Genomic DNA, 15037 nt, shown 5'->3' with positions numbered 1-15037 from the left:
CTCGAGTCCGGCTCCTCAGACGGCCACGCCTCGGTCGAGGTGTCCACCCGGACCGGAGCGATCTTGGTCGTCTGCTCGGAGGAGGTGCCGCCGGGACCCACCGGAGGCATCGCTCTCGTCTTGTCAGCGTCGTACGGCACAGCTCTCCCCGTCGCCCTGTCTCTCCTGAGGTGGCAAATGTGTGCAGCTATCAGGCGTCGATCACAACCGGCGGCTCATAGATACAGACCAGTACCGTGCTCGGTGAGCTCCGTCGCAACCGCGTGCAGATCGCGTTCCCTCATCACGAGATACGTGGTGCCGTGCACCTCGACCTCAAGCTGATCTTCCGGGTTGAACATCACCCGGTCGCCGACCTTCACGTGGCGCACGCTGGTACCGACTCCGAACACATCACCCCACGCCAACCGCTTCGCCATCTGGGCCGTAGCGGGGATCACGATGCCACCGCTGGAACGCCGCTCGCCATCCTCCGGCGAAATGCGGACCATTACCCGGTCGTACAGCATCTGGATCTCGAGCTTGACATCAGGCACCCGCAGAGTCTACGTGGCCTGCGGACCCTCCTCGTCCATGCCGCCCATGAGCAACGGAAGTCTGGTAGGTGCATCGGCAACAACTCGAACCGGCACCCCCCAGTCCTGCCTGGTCAGGCGGCAGACCGGGTGTTCGTCGGCAGGATCGTCACTGCAACTGGCGGCCTGCGCTACGACGTGCAAAACGCCGTTCGTGACCTGATCGTTGATCCGCAACGCCCGTACCAGTTCCGTGCCGACGCCCGCGCCTTCCAGGATCAGCTCAGGGGGTGAGCTGGTGATCTCGAGACGGGTGGACGGTCCGTACCTCTCGTCCAGTTTCGTCCCGGTCGGCGGGGTGAAGATGACCGCCAGCTCGAACGCTCCCGGCCCGATGTCGGTCGACGGGCGCTTCACCTCGTGGGCCGCGCCGTCGATCTTCGTCGCGGCCGCCGCGAACCGTTCGAGCCGATGCGCCGCACTCGCGACGACCACGAGCTCGTCGTCGACGATCAGCGCGTCGGACGGCTCGGCGATGTCCGTGGCGATGGTGGTGAGGGTGTTCGTCTCGGGGTCGAAGCGCCTGATGGCGTTGTTGTAGGTGTCGCTGATGGCGACCGAGTGGTCTTTGAGGACCGTGACGCCCAGCGGGTGCTGCAGCAGTGCCTCGTCCGCGTCGCCGTCCTTGTGGCCGAACGCGAACAGCCCCTTGCCGATGACCGTGTGGACCTCGCCGTTCTCGAGGTAGCGCAGCGCGCTCGTCTCGGAGTCGACCATCCACAACCGATCGCCGTCCGCCGCGAGCCCGGACGTCTGCGCGAAGAAAGCGCCTTCCGCTGGTCCGTCGTTGATGCCCTCGACGGTCGTGCCCGCGAGTCGTTCGACGGTGTTCTGCGCGGGGTCGAAGAAGCTCAGCGTGTGGTTGCCGGCCATGGCGATGGCGACGCCGCCGTTCCACCAGGCGACGTCCCACGGGCTGGTCAGCTCGATCTTGTCGGCGGGCCCGTCCGTCTCGCCGTCACGCCACTGCTCGCCGGTGCCCGCGAGGGTCGTGACCTCACCGGTGTCGAGATCGAGGCCGCGGAGGAGGTGGTTGACCGTGTCCGCGATGACGACGTCGTAGCCGTGAGTGTTGGGGACGAGCGTGAGACCGGCGGGCTCGGAGAAGCTGGGCGTAGTGCCGTCCTGCCTGCCGCGTTCGCCGGTGCCGATGCGACGGATGACGGTCTCGCCGTCCGCTTCGAGCTCCACGATGCTGTGGTGGGCGGAGTCGCTGACGAGAAGCGTGTTGCTCGGCGTCACGATGGCCTTCGCCGGGAACCGCAGCGTGGTGCTCGCCGGCTCCGGCGCCTGGTACGGCCCTTCGCCGCGATGCAGCGTGCCCTTCTCGTCGTGCTCGTCGATCAGCTCTTTGATGATGGTCTTCAGCGCCTCGACGTGCCCCTCACCAGCGGCGACGTGCACCACGTAGCCCTCGGGGTCGACCAGCGCGAGCGTCGGCCACGCCTTCACGGCGTAGTGCTGCCAGGTCGTCAGCTCCGGGTCGTCCAGGACCGGGTGGTGCACCTCGTACCGCTCGACGGCGGCCTTGAGCGCCTCCGGGTCGGCCTCGTGGACGAACTTCGGCGAGTGCACGCCGATGGTGACGAGGACGTCCTCGAACTCCTTCTCGAGGGGCCGCAACTCGTCCAGGACGTGCAGGCAGTTGATGCAGCAGAAGGTCCAGAAGTCGAGCAGCACGATCTTGCCGCGCAGGTCCTTGAGGCTGATCTGCTCGCCGCCGGTGTTCAGCCAGCCCCGTCCTACCAGTTCAGGGGCACGGACACGGGCACGGCGCTTCACAGTCGTCACGGCGGTATCCAACACTGTGGACAGTCGGGGTGTTCCGGCGTCCATCAGGTGGACGCCGGGCGCGTCAACCCTTTCATGGAATCCTCCCCATTCCTCTCCCAATCCTGCCCCTGTCCGACCCCCTCGATGGGGTTCACAAGGCACGCCTCACCCCACAAACTGTGACAAGAGCTCACACAACGTGAAATTTCTAGGCCATCACGGTTCGTTCGAATCGGAGCCGGTGTGCTCACGCCGCTCGGGCCCACACACTTGTCCATGTCGATGCCGCTGGGTCATGAGGTGCATGCGTGTCCGCTGTCGTCCTAGCGACAACACTCACAGCGATTGCGATGGCGTCTGCCAACGTGCTGGCGTTGGCCATCGCGCTGCGAGGCACGAAACCGTCTGAACGACCCGAGATCATCCGCGCGCTGAAGGCTCCGAGGGTGGGCCGCCCGCAACTGTCTCGAAGCATCCAGCGCCGAGCTCGGAAGAGTTGACCTGCTTCCGGCAGCACGTCCAGACCAGTGGCACGACCTTGCCGAGTCGATCAGGTGAGAAGGACGGCTTTGAGGTCGGCGACGCTCTGCCGCCACTGCGGGCCGTGGTCGGTGTCGTCCCACAGTTCCGGGAGCTCCGAATCCGCCGCCAGGATGCGGTCGAGTGCCTGGGCGGCGAGGGGTCGCAGGTCGGGTGAGAGGACCGGCAGCGGCTTGTCGGGGGCGTACGCCGTGGTGATCGGCGTGCCGCCGGGGCACTGCGCGGCGATCAGCGCGGCCGAGGCCAGGGCCTTGCACGCCTCGTAGCTGTCGAGGTACTCGTCAGCCTCGATCGTGCTGGTCAGCGCGGTGCGGATGATGTTCTCGCGCTCGCCCTCCGGTGCCTCGTCGAGCGAGCCGGAGAAGTCCGCGGCGGTGTCGTTGTCGAAGTGTCCGATGTCCCAGGTGCCCATGGCGGCGATCTTCGCAGCCACCACCGACAATTTCGGTCACGGCAGTTTCAGGCCCGGCTTCTCGCCGTCGTCGAACACCGGCGCCACCGTGATCTCCGCTTCCGACAGGTCCACCTCACCGCCGGCGAACCGGGCGCCGCGGAACGACACCTCGCCGCTGTTGAACTCCGCGCCCTCGAACTTCACGCGGCCGCCGGTGAACCGCGCGCCGTGGAACGTGACTCGTGCGCCGGCGAAGGTCGCGCCGCCGAACCACACCTCGCCGCCGCTCACCTTCATGCCGTCGAACGACACCCAGCCGCCGGGGAAGCGCGCCAGGCTGAGCACCAGGTTGCCGCCGGTCACGTGGATGCCGGCGAAGTCCGCTGCGCGCAACACGGCCCTGGTGAGGTGGAAGTCGTGGCCCTGCCAGCTCGTCGGGGCGTCGTCGCGGAGGTGGGCGGCGATGACGCTGGTGATCGAGAGGCGGACCTCGGTCTCCTCGTCGTGGTCCCATTCCGAGTCCAGCGACGGCTCGTACGGGATGCGGAGGTACGCGCACAGCACGTCGATGCACGTCTGGCGTTGCGTCGTCCACTCGTCTGCCAGCGACGCCATCGCGTAGAGGCCGGCCAGCCGGACTGTGGGCTTGTCGTGGCCGATCTGGTTGCAGGCGGTGGCGAAGCGCTCGTTGAGGACCTTGGCGTGTTCGCGTTTCTCGGCGGACTCGCCGACGCGTTGCTTGCGGTAGGCCACCACCAGCGCGACGACGCCGCCCACGCCGGCGACCACTGAGAGCGCGATCTTGATGATGTCGACTCGGGTGTTCACCGCGGTCGGCATGCTCAGCGCCAGCCACAGGAGGGTGGCGGCGACCGCGAAGACCGCCAGGCCGATCAGCACCACCGTGCCTATGTGCGTCCGGATCGACCAGAGTTCGCGATCAGCTTTCGCCACGGCGCGAGCGTAGTGGCGAAGGTCAGGTGCTGGTGTCGTATCTGATGGTTCCCTCGAAGACGACATCGCCGTAGGTCACGGTGAGGTCGTCGGACATGTCCGCACCGAGGTAGTTCTCTTCCGGCTCGAACTTCAATCCGATGTCGATCGGCGGCAGGTCTTCTCCCGGTGGCACCTCCGCGCCACTGCGACAGGTCGCCGAGTCACGGGTGGTCTCGCAGGTCCACCCGTCGCCGTCGCCGTTGATGACGACCGTGTGCGTGATCCCGGTGCCCTCGGGACGCGGTGAGATCCGGAGCCGGACCATCGGCGCCACGACCACCTCGTCGCCGGCGTTGTGGAACTCGACCGTGAGGTCGACCGGAGATGATGACCGGTACCAAAGCGGCTGCGGGTACGGACTCAGCGATGTTCCGCCGAAGGACACCTTGAACCAGTCCCGAGGACCGGGAGACGGCTTCTCCGTGGTGGTGGCCGGCTCCGTCGTGGTGGCCGGCTCCGCGGAGGACGGAGTGGTCGTGACGACCGGCTCAGGTGGAGCCGTCGGCGGTGGTGCCGAACAGGCCGCGACGAACAACAGCAGCAGAGCCCCCAGAAATCTCCCCATGCGTTCGACGGTAACCGAGGGTCAGGTGCCGGCGTCGTAACGGAAGATCACGTTGGGCGCCACGTCCGCCCAGTGGACGACCACGCTGGTCTGGCCCGCCTTGGTGTGCCGCATGGTCAGCGTCAGCGGGGCCCACGTGCCGCCGGCCGCGGTGGTGCCGGTGGCGGTGCACGCGATGTCACGGCCGCCCTCGCACGTCCAGCCCTCGCCGCCGACGGTCAGGTCGCCCTCGCCGTCCATGTCCTCGACGACGAACCTGATGCGGGCGTCCGACTGCGGTGTGCTGCCGGTGTTGCGCGCCGTCAGGGTGAAGTCAATGGGCTGCACGCGGTAGACGAATCCCATCTCCTGCGGGGAGTTCTGCCACTCGCGGACGCCGTTGACCTCCGTCGTGATCTCGAACGGTTCCTGCCTGGGCGGCGTCGGCGGCATCGTGGACTCGCTCGTGGGCTCGGGTGACGGAGTGGCCTGAGGCGCGGCCTGGGAGGCGCAGGCGGCCAGCAGCAACGCCAGGGCCGACACCGCGATGAGCCTCATCGGACCAGCGTATCCGCGCGGCGCGTGTCCGGCAGGCGGGAAGGTTGGCCAGAACTCGCCAGTAGCGGTCATCATGGAGGCAGACCGCCCGTCTGAACCTTTTCGCCGTGCTCGGCGTAGAGGACGCCGGGAGGTGCGTGATGGTGGAGTACCTGGTGATCGGTGCAGGTCCGGCGGGCTTGCAGATGGGGCGCTTTCTACACCGTGCAGGCCGCGACTACCTGATCGTCGAGGCGGGACCGGAGCCGGCGAGCTTCTTCCGGACGTTCCCGCGGCATCGTGTGCTCTCGACGGACGACAACTCGCTGTTCGAGGGCGTGCCGTTCGCGCGCTACAGCAAGAGGTCCTTCCCCAACGCGGACGACCTGGTGCGGTACCTGGAGGACTTCGCGCGGCCGTTGAACGTCCGCTACAACACGCCGGTCAGCGACACCGGGCAGTACAACGCGCGGCACGTCATCGTCGCCACCGGCAAGAAGCCTTACGTGCCAGGTGTTCCCGGTGTCGAGCACGCGGAGACGTACGCGACGGCCAGCACCGATCCGACCGAGTACGCGGGAAAGCGCGTGCTGATCATCGGACGCGGGCACAGCGCGTTCGAGACGGCGGACAACATCGCGTCCACGGCGCGGATCACGCACACCGTCGGGCGGACGGTGCAACGGGTCGTCAAGGAGGGCAACGAGTTCGTCGCGACGATCGACGGCACCGGCGACCTGCGGTACGACAAGGTGATCGTGTGCACCGGGTTCCGCAGGGACACCACGCTCGACGCGCCCGAGGTGCACGTGCTCACCGGCGACTCGATCAAGGCGATCCGGCACGCGGCCAGGGCGTTGCACCGGACGTTGGAGGCCGAGCACCACGGGGTGCCGTGGCCGCATCGCCGGTTGCGCAACCGGCCGGACGCGCTCGCCGCCACCATCGCGACGCGCGCCGGCGAGATTCCGGACGGGCTGGCGGATGTCGTTGTGACGCAAGGACAGCACGCGTTGCTCTACGACGAGATGCCCACGGCCGAACGCAACGGGTTCGTCGTCACGAGCACGCAGGTGAGGCACTACCGGCGCAACGAGCTGATCGCGGTCGAGCGCCGGTTGCACCGCAAGCCGCTGGAGAGGTTCTTCTCGCAGCAGCTCGCGGTGCCGTGCATCGCCTAGACGGGCAGCGTGCGCGCGAGGAACTTCACGGACTGGTCCCACGCACGGTCGGCGGCGTCCTCGTCGTACCAGGGGGCGAGGTGGTTGAGGAACGCGTGGCCCGCGGCCTCCAGGTGGATCTCGGCGCCCTCGTGCGACGGCACCGCGTCCACGACCTTCTGGTAGCCGGTGATGAACTCGTCCTCGGAACCGAAGATGAACTGGATCGGGCACGACACCTGGTCCAGCGCGCCGATCTGGTCCGGCACGCCCGAGCCGTAGAACGAGACGGCGGTGTCGGGGTTCGAGGCGACGGCGGCGGAGTACGCCAGGGTGCCGCCGAGGCAGAAGCCGAGCACGCCGACGCCGCCGGTGACCTCGGGCAGGCCGCGCAGGTACTCGACCGACGCGACGACGTCCTGCACCGCGAGCGGGAAGTCGAGGTTGCCGACGACCTCCATCGACTTCGCGATGCCGGCCTCGTCGTGCTCGCCGACCCAGCCCGGCTGGAAGCGGTGGAACAGCTCGGGCACGGCCACGACGTAGCCGAGCGCGGCGAGCTTCTCGGCGATGCCCCGCAGGTACCCGTCCAGGCCGAAGATCTCCTGGATCAGCACGATGCCGGGGCCGGAACCGGACTCCGGGAGCCAAACCGGCAACGGCATGTCGTCAACTCGATGGGTCATGGATCGATCTTGCCCGAGCATCCCCGGTCAGCGGTCCACGGCCTCCACGGCCGTGCCGGTGAGACGTTCGGCCTCGGCCCACAAACGCGCGGCCACCGTCTTGTCCCGCGCGGACCGCGGCATCGAGGCGGCCCTGGTCGGACCGACGAGCGCCCAGCGCGGCCCGTAGTAGCCACCGGGGACCGCTCCGGGGTCGGCGACCGCGTGCAGGAGCGGTTCGGTGCCCTGCTCGACGCCCTGGGAGGGAAGGATCCGGTAGCCCACCGACTCGACGAGGCCGGGCTTGCCGCCGTTGAGGTGCGGGCCCGAGGTCATCAGGTTGGTGCGGGTGTAGCCGGGATGCGCGCCGACCGAGAGCAGCGGCCAGTCCTGCTCGGCCGCGAGGTCCGCCAGGTGCAGCATCATCAACAGGTTGGCCAGCTTGCTGTGCGCGTAGACCAGCGTGGGGCTGTACCGGCGGCGGGACTGCAGGTTGTCGAAGTCGATCTTCCCCCGGTACGCGGCGCCGCTGCTCATCGTCACGACCCTCGGCGCGGGAGCGGCGAGCAGCAGCGGCAACAGCCGGACGGTCAGGGCGAACGGGCCGAGGAAGTTGCTCGCCAGCTGGAGCTCGAAGCCGTCGACGGTCTCGGTCCGCGCCGGCACGTTCATCACACCCGCGTTGTTGACCAGCACGTCCAGCGGCGTGCCCTCGGCGATCAGCTCCTCGGCGAACGTCCGCACCGACGCCTGGTCGGCCAGGTCGAGCCGCCGGACCTCCAGCCGGGCGCCCGGATGGGCGGCGAGGATCTCCGCCCTCGCCTGCTCACCCTTGGCCTCGGTGCGCACCGCGAGGACGACGTCAGCGCCGGCTCCCGCCAGGCGCTTGGCCGCCTCCTTGCCCGTGCCGCTGTTCGCTCCGGTGACGACGATGCGCTTTCCGCGCTGGTCAGGAACCTGGTACATCGCGACCCCTTGTTACGTACTGCCGGTCTCTTATGTCGTCAACATAACGGACCGTCGGTCTCTTAGTAAAGTACCGGCGGTCTGTAACATGCGTGACATGAGCTTCCAGCGGGCGCGCACCGACGAGCAGCGTGGCGAACGGCGGCGGCAGATCCTCGCCGCCGCGGCCGCGATGCTCACCGAGACGCCGGTCGCCGAACTGACCCTCACCGCGCTCAGCCGCCGGGTCTGCCTGGCCAAGGCCAACGTCCTGCGCTACTTCGAGTCGCGGGAGGCGGTGCTGCTGGCGCTGCTGGAGGCGGAGGTCGCGGACTGGATCGCCGAACTGGAGTCCGCGGGGCTCCCCGGCGGCGGCCCCGTCGGGGAGCGGGCACACCTGCTGGCCGAGCTCCTGGCCACCTCGCTGACCCGTCGCCCGGCGCTGTGCGACCTGATCAGCGCCCAGGCAACGGTGCTGGAGCGCAACATCTCCGCCGAGACCGCGCTCCAGCACAAGCTCGCCGTGCACGGGTACCTCGAGGCGCTCGTCCGGTTCACCGGGCGGCACCTTCCCGAACTGGGTGACGAGGACGTCGCCTCGCTGATGCAGACCGTCATGCTGATCGCGGTCGCCGCCTGGCCGGCCAGCCGTCCCCCGCAGGCGGTCCTCGACGCCTACGCCGCCGATCCGGCCCTGGCCGTGATGTGCGTCGACTTCACCGACGTCGTGCGCCGCACCGTCGAGGTGACGGCTTCCGGACTTCTCGCCCGCAGCCAGTAGTTCCTGCCCGATAATCTGCCGATGATCAGGTTGATCGCGACCGACCTCGACGGCACGCTGCTGCAACCGGGCGGGGTGCTGAGCGACCGCACCCGCGCCACGCTCCACGCCGTCGACGCGGACGTCGTGGTCGTCACGGCACGGCCGCCGCGGTTCGTGCAGGACCTGGAGCTGACCGGGACGGCGATCTGCTCCAACGGCGCGATGATCTACGACCTGACGAACCGCGAGGTCACGCACGCGCAGACGGTGCCGCTCGACGTCGTGCGGAAGGTGTCGGAGGCGTTGGCCGAGGTGATCCCGAACGTCGGCATCGCGGTCGAGACCGGGCTGGAAGTGCTGTCAGAGCCCGGTTTCCAGGGGTTCGGGCCGAAGAATCCACACAGGACACTGGAGTTGCTCGACCACGTCCTCGCGGAGGCGCACCAGGTCGTGCAGATGCTCGCCTGGGCGCCGGACGCCGAGGTCGACCACATGATGGAGATCGCCAGAGAGGCCGTCGGTCAGCACGTCACGGTCACGCACTCGGGCGGGCTCGGGTTGCTGGAGATCAGCCCGCCGGGCGTCTCGAAGGCCGCCACGCTCGAATCCCTGTGCAACACAAGGGGAATCGGCAAGGACGAGGTCATCGCGTTCGGCGACATGCCGAACGACCTGTCGGTGCTGGGGTGGGCCGGCACGGCGTACGCGATGGGCAACGCGCACCCGCTCGTGAAGCAGGCCTGCACCAACCACGCGCCGCCGAACACCGAGGACGGCGTCGCGCAGGTCCTCGAACAGCTCTTCCGGATCTAACGGCGCGGCACCGAGGTGGGTCCCACCACCCCGGCGCCCAGCGCCATCACCCGCTGCCGCAGCGCGCGGTCAGCGGTCACCACCGTCACGACTCGTCCGGCACCTTCTGCCCGCACGACCTCGACGATCGTGTCGTCGCCCTCGCCGGGAGCCGAGACCACCCGGACGTCGTCGACAGAGGAAACGTTGCGCGCCTTGCCTTCCACGACCAGGACGACCTCCTCGTCGCGGCCGCGCAGGGCGTCGCGGAGGCGTTCGGCCGCGCCCGCTCTGTCCCGCCACCACCCGTCTGGGACCGATCCCACGACGTTGGCTGCATCGACCACGAGCAACGGCTTCACACCTTCAGAGTGCCTCAGCCCCGGCGTGCCCGCAGTGCGTCCAGCGAGTCCGGGCCCTCGTCCACGGCAAGTGCCGCAACGGGAGCGGCGGAGACGCCGGCCCAGCGCAGCACGGCCGCCGTTGCCGCGGCGCGTTCCTTCTCGGGCAGCTTGGCGATGTTCGAGCCGTGGTTGCCACCAGGAACCGAGTACGACAACGAGTCACGCGTGCCCGGCCCGAGGCGGAACGGTTCCGCGCTCCACGGGTCGTTCTGGCCGTTCACGAACAGCAGCCGCGAACCCTGGTAGCGCACCCACGAGTCCACGTCGCGCATCGCCGACCGGTCGAAACGCGGGAACCTGATGTCGGGCGACACCATCGACCGGGGCACCGAGGAACCGGGGTAGCGCAGCAGGTCGCGCACCGCCGACTCGTCCGCCTCCGGCCAGCCGAGCTGCGTACCCGCCTGGTAGTAGTACGCCGTGTAGGGCGCGACGCCGGCGTCGTTGTAGAAGTCCCAGCCCACGGTCTTGTCGATGAACGTCCAGAGGTCGTCCACCGAGGCGCCCGCGCCGGGAACCAGCGCGCACTGCTCCTGGGTGCCGTACTGCCAGAACGTGAACGGCGTGTCCAGCACGAGGATCTCCAGCGCCTTGTGCGCGCTGCCGAACTGCTTGTACGTGTAGCCCTTGGCTTCCAGCCGCGAGACGAACTCGTCGCGGTGCTGCAGGATCTGCCGCTGCACGCCCTCAAGACGCTGGTTGCACGTCGGGTCGTTGCCGACCTCGCGGATGAACTCGCCGTAGACGTCGCGGTCGTTCACCACGTCGTTCGGCGCCACGTACGCGATGGTCGCGTCGACGTCGCGCGGGAAGAAGCGGCGGTGGTAGATCGACGTCATGCCGCCCTTGCTGGCACCCGTCGAGAGCCACTTCGCGCCGTAGATCTTCTTGAACGCGGCGACGATCCGGTGGTGGTCGTTGGCGGCCTGCCAGATGTTCAGGTCGTCCCAGTCGGCCGGCGCGGGCCGCGAGGGCGTGAAGAACCGCTGTTCGACGCTGATCTGGTTGCCGTCGACGAGCCGGGCGGGCTCGGACGGGCTCGGACCCGACAGGTTGTAGCCGGAGGTGTGCAGCACCATCGGCTTCGATTCCGCCTTGTGCAGCAACGACAAGCGCTGCTCGAACTTCGTGCCGCGCGGCCTGCGGTGGTCGGCGGGCTGCTGGATGCCGAGGACGAACGTCCGCGCGGTGCCGGACGTCCCCTCGCTGATGATCCGCACGCCGGGGATGGCGGCGATGCGGTCCTTGATGTCAGGGGCGGCGGACACGACCGCCGCGGTGGCCACGACCTGTGCGGACACCAGGCCGAACGCCAGCAGGGAGCGCGCGAGTCTGTTCACCAAGCCAAACTATTGAGCGCGCACGCCCCGCCGGACCGGCCGATCGTCGGGCTTATTCGTAGCTGGCGAAATAAGACGCGGCCATGTCCTTGTCGCCGTGCCCGCCGTCGACCGCGCGGCTCAGCCGTTCGGCGGACGCCTGCGCGACGTCGAGGCGCACGTTCGCCCGTTCCGCCGCCTCCGCGACGAGCCGCGCGTCCTTCAACGCGTTCTCGACGGTGAACGCGGGCTCGAAGGAACGGGCGATGATCGCGCCGCCCTTCATCTGCAGGTACGGGGTGTCGATCGCGCCACCGGACAGGGCCTCCAGGAACAGCTTCGGGTCGAGCCCGGACGCCTCGGCCAGCGACACGGCCTCGCCGACCGCCGCGGTGAGCGCGAGCACCCAGCTGTTCGCGACGAGCTTCAGCTTCGACGACGCACCGGCTTCACCGACCCACATCGTGCGGGCGCCGATCACGTCGAACACGGGCTGCACCCGCTCGCGCAGTTCCTCGGCACCGGACGCGAGCACGACGAGCTTGCCTTCGGCGGCGGGCTTCGTGCTGCCGAGCACGGGCGCGTCCACGAACTCCAGCCCGAGCGAACGGGCCAGTGCGATGTGGTCCTCGGTGGAGGCGATGCCGACCGTGGACGCCTGGATCCACACGGCGTCGTGCGGCAGGGACTCGGCGGCGGCCTGGATGGCCGCGGTGACCGTGGGGCCGTCGTTGAGCACCGTCAGCACGATCTCCGCGCCCTCGACGGCGGCAGCGGGGGTGTCGGCGATGGTGGCGCCCTGTGCGGCGAGCGGTTCGGCCTTGGCGCGCGTGCGGTTCCAAACCCGGACCTCATGTCCGGCCGCGGCGAGGTTGGCTGCGATGGGGGCACCCATGAGGCCGGTGCCGAGCACGGCGATCTTCATGTCCCCCAGCAAACAAGAAACCCCGCGGTGCTGCCAGGTCGGGGGTCCGACAGCACCGCGGGGTCAACAGTGACATCGGCGGACCGACGTGCGCTGTTACAACGCCATCATACTGTGGCGCGCATCACGTTTAACAGAATGAAACCCCTGGAGCGCGGGAGGTGCTCCAGGGGTTCCCGTTGGGGAGGCACTCGCGACGGGGCGCCGTGCGAGTGCCGGGTCGTGGTCAGCGGAGGGTGGTGACCTGAGCCTGGGCGATGGCCATCAGCTCGTGACGCATGGACGGGGTGGTCGCCATGTCGATCGCGCGAGCCACGGCCTTCCGGTTGCGCGCCTCGGCACGGCGGGCGCGGAGCTTCGCTGCGAAGTTCATCTCGGTCTGCACTTCCCTCTGTGAGGTCTGTTTGGTTGGTAACCCAAGTATGCACCTACGCGCGCACAAAAGCACGCGATTATCCGGTGAGGTGGGGCACATGCCGATGAATCATCGGCTGACAACGTGAACAGCCGGACAAGGCTAGGGTTGCGCCGAGGTGCGCCGGATCACTCCTCGCGGCCGAGCAGGAACCTGCCGAAGTGCGGCACGGTGAAGGCGATCTGACCCCGTTCCGCGCTGTAGACCAGGCCTTTCTTGATGAGCGAGTCCCGCGCGGGCGACAGCGACGAGGGCTTGCGCTTGAGGTGGTCGGCCACCTGGGCGGTGTTGACGCCCGCATCCTTTCCGTCGGTCAACTCGGCCATCGACCGGAGATACTCGCGTTCAGCGGGCGTCGCACGCTCGTATCGGGAGCCGAAGAAGCCCACGGCCAGCTCCGCGTCGGCCTCGGGAGCGGCCACGGAGACGTCCATCGCGGTGATCGGATCGGCAGGAGCGGCGTCCCAGGCGGCCTTGCCGTAGGCCTGGATGAAGTACGGGTAGCCGCCGGACGCGTCGAACAACGCGTCGAGCGCCTCGTCCGTGATGCCCGCGTCCTCCCGTTCGACCGGGGCGAGCACGGCGCGGTCCGCGTCCTCCCGGCTCAGGCGATCGATGCGGACGTAGCGGAAGAGGCGTTCCGAGTAGGACTTGCTCGCGGACAGGACCGCCGGCAGGTGCGGCAGGCCGGCGCCGACGACCACCAGCGGCGCGCCGATCTGCGAGAGCTCGTGACACGCCGCGCACAACGCGCTGATGTCGTCCGGCTTGAGGTCCTGCATCTCGTCGATGAGCAGCGCGACGCCCGTGCCGACGTCCTGCGCGAGTTCGGCGACGTCGGTGAACAGCTCGACCAGGTCGATCTCGATGTCACCGGAGTCCGCCCGGCCGGACGCCGCCGGGACGTCGATGCCGGGCTGCCAGCGGTCGCGCAGCTTGGCACCGTCCGGGGCAGCTCTCAGCGCGAACGCCTTGAGGATCCCGAGGATCGCCTCGACCCGGTCCGGCGCGCGGTGCCGGACCGCGAGATCCCGGATCGCCCGGTGCAGCGCGGCCGACAGCGGCCTGCGGAGATCGGCGTCGGGCCTGGCCTCGACCTTGCCCGCGCCCCAGCCGCGTTTGACCGCCATCGACCGCAGCTCGCCGAGCAGCACGGTCTTGCCGACGCCCCGCAGCCCCGTCAGCACGAGGCTGCGTTCGGGACGGCCGCGGGCCACGCGTTCGAGCACCACCTCGAACGCGCCGACCTCTTTGTCCCGGCCGGCGAGCTCAGGAGGCCGCTGGCCTGCACCGGGGGCGAACGGATTGCGCACCGGGTCCATGGCTCGCACCGTATCCGCGTTTCTAGCGACGGCTCTAGAGACGCGCAGACGAACCTCGAAGTGGGGCCGGATGCCGCTGTATACGTTTATCTAGTGATGGAGCAATAGAGCTTAATAGTTGCGGATGAACCCCGGTGCCGGTTGGCTGCGTGACGTGGCTGAAGTCGTGACGAAGGGGACCGGCGAGGTCGAGCGGACCGCCGACCGCGCCCAGGTGGACGTGACGTTCGAGGCGCTCGGTGCCGAGCGCTCCGAGGCGGTGAGCACGCTCAACCAGCGCATTTCCGCCATCGAGCCGCTGCTCACGGAGTTCGAGGTGCGGTCGCGGCAGCTGTCCGCGCACGACAACTGGGACAACAACCAGCGCGTCGGCAGCCGCGCCTCGCAGCAGTACGTGATCTGGGTGAAGGACCTGGACCGCCTCGACGGACTGCTCGCCGAACTGGTGCAGGCGGAGCCGTCCTGGATCAACGGCCCGTCGTGGACGCTCGTCGACGACACCGAGGCCATCCGTGAGGCGCAGAAGGAAGCCGTCGCCGATGCCTTGCGCCGTGCTGAGGGCTACGCATCGGCGCTGGGGCGGCGGCTCGGGCCGTTGCTGCGGATCGGCGACACCGAGGGCGGCGCGCACTACCAGCCGCGGATGATGAGCGGCGCCCAGTCGTTCGACATGGCGGGGCCCGCCGGGATGGTCGACCAGCTGAACCTGAAGGCGCAGCAGATCACCGTGTCGGCCTCCTGCACCGCTGCCTGGTCGTTGCTGGACTGATGGAGACGGCACTGATTCTGGGCATCGGCGGAGTGGTCCTGCTCTTCCTGGTCATCTTCACCGGCCTGCTCCTGGCCGGCCGCCGGGTGCGGCGCGGGCGCAGGGAAGGGCGCTACCAGTACCGGGCCAAGCCGAACGGCACCTACGACAACTCGTCGTCGTGCGCGGCCGGCAGCGGGTGACGCGGTAGTCCTGAGGT

The 15037-nt window shown here is 68.9% G+C and carries 18 protein-coding genes; 5 read left to right on the top strand and 13 right to left on the bottom strand.

Annotated features, from left to right (window positions below):
- Positions 1-215: 215 nt before the first annotated feature.
- From ACIQF0_RS19775 to ACIQF0_RS19750, 6 genes are all read right to left on the bottom strand, one after another.
- Positions 216-509, bottom strand: a complete 294-nt coding sequence (locus tag ACIQF0_RS19775) for a co-chaperone GroES (RefSeq protein WP_084401587.1) — start codon at positions 507-509, stop codon at positions 216-218.
- A gap of 36 nt (positions 510-545) precedes the next feature.
- Complete coding sequence (locus ACIQF0_RS19770; protein WP_401031144.1) at positions 546-2411, bottom strand: NHL domain-containing thioredoxin family protein; 1866 nt, start codon at positions 2409-2411, stop codon at positions 546-548.
- A 487-nt stretch (positions 2412-2898) separates the two neighbouring features.
- Positions 2899-3321 (bottom strand): DUF4259 domain-containing protein, encoded by a 423-nt coding sequence (locus ACIQF0_RS19765; RefSeq protein ID WP_401031142.1) that lies wholly within the window; start codon positions 3319-3321, stop codon positions 2899-2901.
- 15 nt (positions 3322-3336) lie between these two features.
- Positions 3337-4236 carry a pentapeptide repeat-containing protein gene (locus tag ACIQF0_RS19760; RefSeq protein ID WP_401031141.1) on the bottom strand — a complete coding sequence of 300 codons (900 nt, stop codon included), beginning with the start codon at positions 4234-4236 and terminating at the stop codon, positions 3337-3339.
- A 22-nt stretch (positions 4237-4258) separates the two neighbouring features.
- Positions 4259-4843 carry a hypothetical protein gene (locus ACIQF0_RS19755; RefSeq protein WP_401031139.1) on the bottom strand — a complete coding sequence of 195 codons (585 nt, stop codon included), beginning with the start codon at positions 4841-4843 and terminating at the stop codon, positions 4259-4261.
- A 21-nt stretch (positions 4844-4864) separates the two neighbouring features.
- Complete coding sequence (locus tag ACIQF0_RS19750) at positions 4865-5380, bottom strand: hypothetical protein (RefSeq protein WP_401031137.1); 516 nt, start codon at positions 5378-5380, stop codon at positions 4865-4867.
- Positions 5381-5487: 107 nt separating this feature from the next.
- On the opposite strand from ACIQF0_RS19750, the gene ACIQF0_RS19745 reads away from it, so the two are divergent.
- Positions 5488-6540 carry an NAD(P)-binding domain-containing protein gene (locus ACIQF0_RS19745; protein WP_401031135.1) on the top strand — a complete coding sequence of 351 codons (1053 nt, stop codon included), beginning with the start codon at positions 5488-5490 and terminating at the stop codon, positions 6538-6540.
- Here ACIQF0_RS19745 and ACIQF0_RS19740 read toward each other — a convergent pair.
- Both ACIQF0_RS19740 and ACIQF0_RS19735 read right to left on the bottom strand, forming a co-directional pair.
- The gene (locus ACIQF0_RS19740; RefSeq protein WP_401031133.1) at positions 6537-7205 is read right to left on the bottom strand and encodes a dienelactone hydrolase family protein; all 669 of its coding nucleotides are present in this window, start codon (positions 7203-7205) and stop codon (positions 6537-6539) included. The genes ACIQF0_RS19745 and ACIQF0_RS19740 overlap by 4 nt on opposite strands.
- A gap of 27 nt (positions 7206-7232) precedes the next feature.
- On the bottom strand, positions 7233-8150 hold the full coding sequence (locus ACIQF0_RS19735; RefSeq protein WP_401031131.1) for an SDR family oxidoreductase: 918 nt from the start codon (positions 8148-8150) through the stop codon (positions 7233-7235).
- A gap of 97 nt (positions 8151-8247) precedes the next feature.
- Here ACIQF0_RS19735 and ACIQF0_RS19730 point away from each other — a divergent pair, with 97 nt between their 5' ends.
- Both ACIQF0_RS19730 and ACIQF0_RS19725 read left to right on the top strand, forming a co-directional pair.
- Positions 8248-8910 carry a TetR family transcriptional regulator gene (locus ACIQF0_RS19730; protein ID WP_401031129.1) on the top strand — a complete coding sequence of 221 codons (663 nt, stop codon included), beginning with the start codon at positions 8248-8250 and terminating at the stop codon, positions 8908-8910.
- A gap of 21 nt (positions 8911-8931) precedes the next feature.
- Positions 8932-9705: an HAD-IIB family hydrolase gene (locus ACIQF0_RS19725; protein ID WP_401031127.1), complete on the top strand. Its 774-nt coding sequence runs from the start codon at positions 8932-8934 to the stop codon at positions 9703-9705.
- Here the strand turns inward: ACIQF0_RS19725 and ACIQF0_RS19720 are convergent.
- The 5 genes from ACIQF0_RS19720 to ACIQF0_RS19700 all read right to left on the bottom strand — a co-directional run bounded on the left by ACIQF0_RS19720 (position 9702) and on the right by ACIQF0_RS19700 (position 14069).
- Positions 9702-10046, bottom strand: coding sequence for an NTP pyrophosphohydrolase (locus ACIQF0_RS19720; RefSeq protein ID WP_360040576.1), 345 nt, complete (start codon positions 10044-10046; stop codon positions 9702-9704). The genes ACIQF0_RS19725 and ACIQF0_RS19720 overlap by 4 nt on opposite strands.
- 14 nt (positions 10047-10060) lie before the next feature.
- Positions 10061-11428: a S28 family serine protease gene (locus ACIQF0_RS19715; RefSeq protein WP_401031125.1), complete on the bottom strand. Its 1368-nt coding sequence runs from the start codon at positions 11426-11428 to the stop codon at positions 10061-10063.
- Positions 11429-11480: 52 nt separating this feature from the next.
- A complete protein-coding gene (locus tag ACIQF0_RS19710) occupies positions 11481-12332 on the bottom strand; it encodes an NAD(P)-dependent oxidoreductase (protein ID WP_401031124.1) in 852 nt (283 codons plus the stop codon).
- Between the two features lie 226 nt (positions 12333-12558).
- Positions 12559-12705 (bottom strand): hypothetical protein, encoded by a 147-nt coding sequence (locus ACIQF0_RS19705; protein WP_169746017.1) that lies wholly within the window; start codon positions 12703-12705, stop codon positions 12559-12561.
- 170 nt (positions 12706-12875) lie between these two features.
- Positions 12876-14069, bottom strand: coding sequence for an ATP-binding protein (locus tag ACIQF0_RS19700; protein WP_030480083.1), 1194 nt, complete (start codon positions 14067-14069; stop codon positions 12876-12878).
- A 154-nt stretch (positions 14070-14223) separates the two neighbouring features.
- Between ACIQF0_RS19700 and ACIQF0_RS19695 the strand changes: the two genes are divergently transcribed.
- Positions 14224-14838 carry an SIMPL domain-containing protein gene (locus tag ACIQF0_RS19695; protein ID WP_401031121.1) on the top strand — a complete coding sequence of 205 codons (615 nt, stop codon included), beginning with the start codon at positions 14224-14226 and terminating at the stop codon, positions 14836-14838.
- Positions 14838-15020 (top strand): hypothetical protein, encoded by a 183-nt coding sequence (locus tag ACIQF0_RS19690; protein ID WP_401031119.1) that lies wholly within the window; start codon positions 14838-14840, stop codon positions 15018-15020. Before ACIQF0_RS19695 ends, ACIQF0_RS19690 begins: the two co-directional genes overlap by 1 nt.
- The last annotated feature ends 17 nt before the right edge of the window (positions 15021-15037 follow it).

Source organism: Lentzea sp. NPDC092896, assembly GCF_044754905.1.
In the GTDB taxonomy this organism is placed as follows: domain Bacteria; phylum Actinomycetota; class Actinomycetes; order Mycobacteriales; family Pseudonocardiaceae; genus Lentzea.
Note: the sequence above shows the minus strand (reverse complement) of the source record. Positions and strands in the feature narration are given on the sequence as shown.

Bases quoted from the DNA above. Each gene is read 5' to 3' on its own strand.
- ACIQF0_RS19705 (WP_169746017.1), bottom strand. From the start codon at position 12,705: ATGAACTTCGCAGCGAAGCTCCGCGCCCGCCGTGCCGAGGCGCGCAAC.
- ACIQF0_RS19690 (WP_401031119.1), top strand. From the start codon at position 14,838: ATGGAGACGGCACTGATTCTGGGCATCGGCGGAGTGGTCCTGCTCTTC.
- ACIQF0_RS19740 (WP_401031133.1), bottom strand. From the start codon at position 7,205: ATGACCCATCGAGTTGACGACATGCCGTTGCCGGTTTGGCTCCCGGAG.
- ACIQF0_RS19710 (WP_401031124.1), bottom strand. From the start codon at position 12,332: ATGAAGATCGCCGTGCTCGGCACCGGCCTCATGGGTGCCCCCATCGCA.
- ACIQF0_RS19755 (WP_401031139.1), bottom strand. From the start codon at position 4,843: ATGGGGAGATTTCTGGGGGCTCTGCTGCTGTTGTTCGTCGCGGCCTGT.
- ACIQF0_RS19700 (WP_030480083.1), bottom strand. From the start codon at position 14,069: ATGGACCCGGTGCGCAATCCGTTCGCCCCCGGTGCAGGCCAGCGGCCT.
- ACIQF0_RS19735 (WP_401031131.1), bottom strand. From the start codon at position 8,150: ATGTACCAGGTTCCTGACCAGCGCGGAAAGCGCATCGTCGTCACCGGA.
- ACIQF0_RS19775 (WP_084401587.1), bottom strand. From the start codon at position 509: ATGCTGTACGACCGGGTAATGGTCCGCATTTCGCCGGAGGATGGCGAG.
- ACIQF0_RS19730 (WP_401031129.1), top strand. From the start codon at position 8,248: ATGAGCTTCCAGCGGGCGCGCACCGACGAGCAGCGTGGCGAACGGCGG.
- ACIQF0_RS19725 (WP_401031127.1), top strand. From the start codon at position 8,932: ATGATCAGGTTGATCGCGACCGACCTCGACGGCACGCTGCTGCAACCG.
- ACIQF0_RS19770 (WP_401031144.1), bottom strand. From the start codon at position 2,411: ATGGACGCCGGAACACCCCGACTGTCCACAGTGTTGGATACCGCCGTG.
- ACIQF0_RS19750 (WP_401031137.1), bottom strand. From the start codon at position 5,380: ATGAGGCTCATCGCGGTGTCGGCCCTGGCGTTGCTGCTGGCCGCCTGC.